The 4,674-nt window shown below is 58.1% G+C and carries 8 protein-coding genes; all 8 read right to left on the bottom strand.

Annotation, left to right across the window (positions count from 1 at the left end; translation table 11 throughout):
• Nucleotides 1-432 (bottom strand): MBL fold metallo-hydrolase (locus tag ACE3UY_RS18875; RefSeq protein ID WP_374689029.1); only part of this gene is annotated, 432 nt, incomplete at its 3' end.
• A 223-nt stretch (nt 433-655) separates the two neighbouring features.
• Nucleotides 656-1,300, bottom strand: a complete 645-nt coding sequence (locus tag ACE3UY_RS18870; RefSeq protein ID WP_374689028.1) for a hypothetical protein — start codon at nt 1,298-1,300, stop codon at nt 656-658.
• A gap of 225 nt (nt 1,301-1,525) precedes the next feature.
• Nucleotides 1,526-1,816: a hypothetical protein gene (locus ACE3UY_RS18865; RefSeq protein ID WP_374689027.1), complete on the bottom strand. Its 291-nt coding sequence runs from the start codon at nt 1,814-1,816 to the stop codon at nt 1,526-1,528.
• A gap of 48 nt (nt 1,817-1,864) precedes the next feature.
• Nucleotides 1,865-2,524 carry an RNA polymerase sigma factor gene (locus ACE3UY_RS18860; RefSeq protein ID WP_374689026.1) on the bottom strand — a complete coding sequence of 220 codons (660 nt, stop codon included), beginning with the start codon at nt 2,522-2,524 and terminating at the stop codon, nt 1,865-1,867.
• Between the two features lie 117 nt (nt 2,525-2,641).
• Complete coding sequence (locus tag ACE3UY_RS18855) at nt 2,642-3,217, bottom strand: YdeI family protein (protein ID WP_374689025.1); 576 nt, start codon at nt 3,215-3,217, stop codon at nt 2,642-2,644.
• Between the two features lie 56 nt (nt 3,218-3,273).
• A complete protein-coding gene (locus ACE3UY_RS18850; protein ID WP_374689024.1) occupies nt 3,274-3,702 on the bottom strand; it encodes a putative toxin-antitoxin system toxin component, PIN family in 429 nt (142 codons plus the stop codon).
• Between the two features lie 3 nt (nt 3,703-3,705).
• Nucleotides 3,706-4,023: a hypothetical protein gene (locus ACE3UY_RS18845; RefSeq protein ID WP_374689023.1), complete on the bottom strand. Its 318-nt coding sequence runs from the start codon at nt 4,021-4,023 to the stop codon at nt 3,706-3,708.
• Between the two features lie 109 nt (nt 4,024-4,132).
• Nucleotides 4,133-4,674: ATP-binding protein (locus tag ACE3UY_RS18840; RefSeq protein WP_374689022.1), on the bottom strand; the 542-nt coding region annotated here is incomplete at its 5' end.

Here is a 4,674-nt window from a genome sequence, read left to right as displayed (position 1 = left end):
CGGCCCGATCCGGTCGCCGTCGTGAACAAAATGGTCCACGTGCGCCGGCGGGTGCTTGGAGAGGTTGAAATTGAGGGCGATCTGTAGCGGCCAGACGCGCGCGGGGTTGTAGGGCCGGCTCGACACGGGCTGCGCGACCCGGTCGGCGGAGATGATGTCCGCCTCCCACTCATGGGCGTAAATCGGCGCGCCGCTCAGTTCCTTCAGCCGCGCCAGGCCGCCCAGGTGCGAGCGGTGGGCGTGGGTCTGGATGAGGTGCTTGATGTCGGCCGGGCCGCGACCGATGCGGGCCAGTTCGTCCAGGATGAGGTGGGCATCGGCGGCCATGAGGGTATCGACGACGGTCACGCCCTGGCCGTCGTCCAGTAAATAGGCGTGGACTCGGCCACCCTGCGGTTGTCCCAAGCTGTAAATACCGGGGGATACTTCCATCGCCGCTCCTTACGGAACCCATCAGCGCGGAACCCGTTGCCGAAACTCGCACCATCATACCGTATAGGAGCGGCACGTCAATGGCGATTGTTTAGCAGTGCGATTCACAGCCAACCGCCGGGGGTTGGCTGTGAATCGGACACTGACAATCATGTGTACTTGGAGAGGCACAACGGTTCAGAGAGCTGCGGGCGGGCTAAGTCGATAGCTCATCCCTATGCCATCATTTGAATGCCTTGGGGAATTGATGCATGATCCCTTCGCTCAACATATCCGCCATGTGTAAGATGTCCCTATGCACCTCGTCGTAGGCGGCAATATCGCCCGCGAAGTTACCACCGAGACGAGCGGCAGCTTCCTGGAGCGTTAGGTCCAAGTGTGACTTCATCATGGCCTGCATCTCGGCCACCGGCCAGTTCTCCGGGTTGGCCGCGCTCAAAAAGGCGGCGATATCATTGGCATTGGCATACCAGCGTGCGTGTGCGTCGTTGAAGGCCGCGGTATCACTACCCTTGGCTGCGTCAATCAGTTCAGCGGCAATGAGGATATGGTCTTGTAGTAGCGCGGTGAGTTGCTCCCCTGCCGCGTTGCCATAGAAAGGCTTAATCGCGTCGCCGATGTCAACCTGGTTCTGCAATAGCCGTTGGGCGGTCAGGTCTTTGTCGGGCAGATCGGCCGCTGCGCTTATGATATAGAGGCGGGTCCAGGTGATATGATCTTCCCACAGCACTCGCATCGCGTCATGAAAAGCGAGTTGGTTTGCCTTGAGTCTGCCATGCGCCGTTACGGGCGAGTAGGCCATGAAGCCGGCGACGAGGATGAATAACGCGGCCACCGCTCCGAGCACGTAATGCTTGCTATGTCTCATCAGATTCTCCCTTTATTCGCTTGGCCGGTAAACCATGGCTGCCAGGCTATCTGGAGCATCTGCGGAATACCGGATTGTTGACTTGCTAGTTAGTGTCATACTTGGGAGATCTCTTACCACACCGAAGCAAAACCGACGCTCCTTTCGATTCAGGCCACAACAAAAAACACTGGAGCATTTCCATTCTCCAGTGTTCTCATCCGTTCAGAACCCTTGCCTACTCTTTTATTGTGTTGATTCTGGGGGCCGTTGCAATTGGTCTAGCAATTCTTCTTCCGTCGGCATTGCGCCATTCATCTCAAGCTGCGCCAGTTCCCGCAAGACCCCATACTCTTCCCGGCACACGGCGCATTGAGTCAGATGGTGACTGACCAGAGGCATGACCTGAGCAGCCTCGCCCCTTGTCAACTCAAGATCAACATATTGGGAGATCTGATCCAGACATGCGGAACAATCGATCTCCTCGTCTCGCGTATCTCGCACCTGTCTCATCCAGCGCGAAAACTTGGTTTCCATCTTTTCTATACCTATCTTGTAGGTTGCCTGAACGCGACAATCCTTACTTCATCGCCGCCGAAAAAGACCGTAAACGTCTTCGGCTTCGTAGCTATGCGCTGCCAACTGTCGTCTGACCTTCAATCTCGCGTCGTGCAAGAGCTTGTAGACCGCGTTTCGGTTGCTATCCAGCCGCTCTACAACAACATCCATCGGCACCTCGTCAAAGACGATCCACTTGAGTACCTGGCGCTGTCTGTCCGTAAGTCCCGTGTTTACCACCTCCTGGATGAGCGCGCCCACTTCTGCCTGCAGCACAGGTATCTCTGAATCAACGGTTTGGAGTCCTTCTTCCTTCCATTGCAGCCAGTCTAATGAAGGCTCATTCTCGGACAGGGCGTCCAACGATACTCGCTTCCAACGTTCGCGTCGGGCGCGGGTGAGAGCCACGTTGACCCCAAATTTGTAGGCCCAGGTGGTGAACTTGCTGTCTCCGCGAAAGTCGTCGAGCTTGGAGAGGACGGCCATCAGTGCTTCCTGCGCGCAATCCTCGGCCAGGGCTTTGCGCTCGCGGTCGTCCAGGTCGCGCAGGTCGTCCAAATGAGCGACCAGCGTGTAGAGGGCGGCGCGGACGAGTAAGCCTCGCAACTCCTCAATTGCCTCGGTCTGAGGGACTCCTTGACCGGACAGCGTAGCGATCCAGTCCGGGTTGGTGCGTGTGGTTAGCATTCTACTTACGTCCATTCAGCACAGGGCTCGTTACGACCAACTATACATTACAGTACGAGAAATGGGAGCGTCCATAGTGAGCGGCTAATCAACCAGATCGCGGTAGGCCCATGGCTGTCACTGGTTGGCGCGGACGTTATCTTGGGCCAGTCGCGCCGTCTCTGTGATGCGTTTGGCCCGCGTCTCCGGCCGCTTGGCCAGGGCGATCCAGCCCAGGATGGCGTGGCGGGCCGAGCGGGGGAAGGCGTCGAAGTTGGCGCGGGCGGTGGGGTAGTTATCAAACTCGGCCTCCAGGTCAGCCGGCACTTCCAGATTATCCACGCTATCCAGCAGCGCCCACGAACCGTCGGCCTTGGCAGCCTCGATCTTCGCCAGGCCGGCGGGAGTCATGCGACCCTCGGCGATGAGACGGGCGACGCGCTCCTTGTTGGATTTGGCCCAGACCGACCCCGCCCGGCGCGGCGCGAACCATTGCATCGTTCGCTCGTCATCGAGCGTCTTGACCTGACCGTCGATCCAGCCGAAGCATAGGGCCTCTTCGACAGTCGCCTCGTAGGGGATGAACGGCTTGCCGCTGGCGCGCCGGTAGGTGATGAGCCAGACGCCTTCGGGGCGGGTGTGGTTGGCTTCTAGCCAGGCGCGCCAGGCGGAGAGGGTTAAGGGATGGGTGGAGTTAGAAGGAGGTTCTGACATAAGTAGTGGTTTGCCAGGGAGACTTAATCACGTAAGGATTGCACCGTTATAGCTGCCTATGGTTGCGCTTCATCCATAAGTAGAAGCAACTCAAATGACCGCACAATCGGAATGTCGCGAAAGCTCTGTAAATCGAACAGGTCTGCGTCGCCGGTCACAATATAGTCCGCCTTTCCCTCAACCGCACAAGCCAGGAACTTATCATCTTTTGGATCGCGGCACGCACCTGATACTATCAATTCGCCAGCCACGGGGAGAGCTTCTGCGGTCAAAAGATCAATGAGCACTTGCGGATCCACTGCCATATGACGGCGCAGACGCGGCCGAGTAACAACATTGGCTAACTCTTCCAGCATTGAAGGTGACATCAGTACAACGATTCGGCCCTGTTCCCAATATTCAATCAGGCGCGATATGGTTTCCCCTTGGGTGAGCAAATAGCTTACTAACAGGTTTGTATCCAGGACAACCTTCACCGCGCTCACAGTTTAGGCTTTCCCTGACGCTAATTGATCTGCAATCTCCTGCCGCGCCTCGTCGACCAGCCGCAGCGCTTCTTCCTCGGTCAGTGCATTGTAGGCCGCGTTTGCGCCGGATGCCTCTCGCAAAGCGGTAAATCGCGCCTGCCGCCCCTCCTGAACCTCTTTATATCTGAGATAAGCTTGATACTCATCATAGGAAAGAATCACCGCCATTGGCCGCCCATAGGTTTCTACAATGACAACATCACGTTCCACCCGCGTGTAATCGATCGCTTCACGAGTCTGCTTCTGTAGCTCGGTAGATGTAATGACTTTAGGCATCATCCTTCCTCCAACTGTTATATAGATATTATATATCTTCTATAACTCCCAGACAATCCTAAGATGGCATCACTAGCCTACTGACCACTGAATACTGTTTACCGTCAACTACTTACTGACTCCTCGGCCTATACTGCAACGCCTCCGCCAAATGCGCCGGGCCGATCTCCTCGCAGCCGGCCAGGTCGGCGATGGTGCGGCTGACCTTCAGGACGCGGTGGAAGCCGCGCGCGCTCAGCCCCATCTGGGCCATGGCGCTCTTCATCAGCCGGCGGCCGACCTCGTCCAGCACGCAGAACGTGCGCACCTCGCCCGGCCCCATGTCAGCGTTGCTGTAGAGCGCCGTGCCGGCCAAGCGCCGCGCCTGCATCTGGCGCGCCGCCTCCACGCGGGCGCGCACAGCGGCCGACGGCTCGCCCCGGTGCGACGACGACAGTTTTTCGTAGTCCACGCGCGGTACGTCGATGTGCAGGTCGATGCGATCCATCAGCGGCCCGGAGACGCGCTTCTGGTAGCGGGTGATCATGCTGCTGGAACAGGTACAGACGTGCGTCGGGTCGCCGTAGTAGCCGCAAGGGCACGGGTTCTGCGCGGCGATGAGCATGAAGCTGGCCGGGTAGGTGACGCTGCCCGTGGCGCGAGAGATAGATACCT

This window comes from Promineifilum sp. (SeqCode) (genome assembly GCF_041918635.1).
Taxonomy (GTDB): domain Bacteria; phylum Chloroflexota; class Anaerolineae; order Promineifilales; family Promineifilaceae; genus Promineifilum.
The sequence above is the reverse complement of the archived record's forward strand: the minus strand, read 5'-3'. Positions and strand labels throughout refer to the sequence as shown.

Coding starts and splice junctions, on each gene's coding strand:
- ACE3UY_RS18860 (WP_374689026.1), bottom strand. CDS start 2,524: ATGCTAACCACACGCACCAACCCGGACTGGATCGCTACGCTGTCCGGT.
- ACE3UY_RS18865 (WP_374689027.1), bottom strand. CDS start 1,816: ATGGAAACCAAGTTTTCGCGCTGGATGAGACAGGTGCGAGATACGCGA.
- ACE3UY_RS18870 (WP_374689028.1), bottom strand. CDS start 1,300: ATGAGACATAGCAAGCATTACGTGCTCGGAGCGGTGGCCGCGTTATTC.
- ACE3UY_RS18845 (WP_374689023.1), bottom strand. CDS start 4,023: ATGATGCCTAAAGTCATTACATCTACCGAGCTACAGAAGCAGACTCGT.
- ACE3UY_RS18855 (WP_374689025.1), bottom strand. CDS start 3,217: ATGTCAGAACCTCCTTCTAACTCCACCCATCCCTTAACCCTCTCCGCC.